Genomic DNA, 707 nt, shown 5'->3' on the forward strand with positions numbered 1-707 from the left:
GCGCCGTTCTCCAGCATCTGCGTGGCCATCGCATGGCGGAACAGGTGACAACCGCCCGGTTTTTCAACCTCAGCACGATGAAGCGCATTGCGGACTATCTGCGTCAGGCTGCCATCAGTCAGCCCTTTACCTTTATTGGAGACAAACAGGTAACCCGGATCTTTTCCCCACACCAGACGCGGACGCACCTCCTCCAGATAGCTTTGTGTCCACTGCTGCGCCGAGGTGCCGAACGGCACAACCCGATCTTTGCGTCCCTTACCCAGCCGGATAAACACCACGCCGCGCCCGAAGTCCACATCACCGATCTGTAACCGCTGTAGCTCTGAACGCCGGATGCCGCTGCTCCATAACATTTCCATGATAGCCCGGTCACGCAGACCCAACGGTGTGTCACTGTTTGTCATGGTCAGGATACGGGCGGTTTCTTCTTCACTCAGGATATGCCTCGGCAACCCTTTGTCTGTCCGGGGCAGTTCCAGATCCCGCGCCGGGTTATACAGCAGGTATTGCCGTTTCACCAGCCAACCGAACAGGTGGCGCACGTTCGTCAGTTTTTTCACGAGGGTGCTGGCCGCAACGGGATAACCCTGCGGATTCTTTTGCGCTGACAGATAACGTTGCCAGCTTTCCAGCTGGGCGAAACTCACCTGTTGCGCCGTGATGATCCCCCGTTCATCACACCAACGGACGAACTGCATCAGATT

1 protein-coding gene is annotated in these 707 nt (G+C 57.1%); it reads right to left on the reverse strand.

The window, feature by feature from the left end:
* On the reverse strand, window positions 1-650 hold a 650-nt coding region (locus AAC855_RS21195; RefSeq protein WP_340612113.1), incomplete at its 3' end, for a tyrosine-type recombinase/integrase.
* Between the last annotated feature and the right edge of the window lie 57 nt (window positions 651-707).

Origin of the sequence: Xenorhabdus bharatensis, from assembly GCF_037996705.1 — a bacterium.
Lineage (GTDB): Bacteria > Pseudomonadota > Gammaproteobacteria > Enterobacterales > Enterobacteriaceae > Xenorhabdus > Xenorhabdus bharatensis.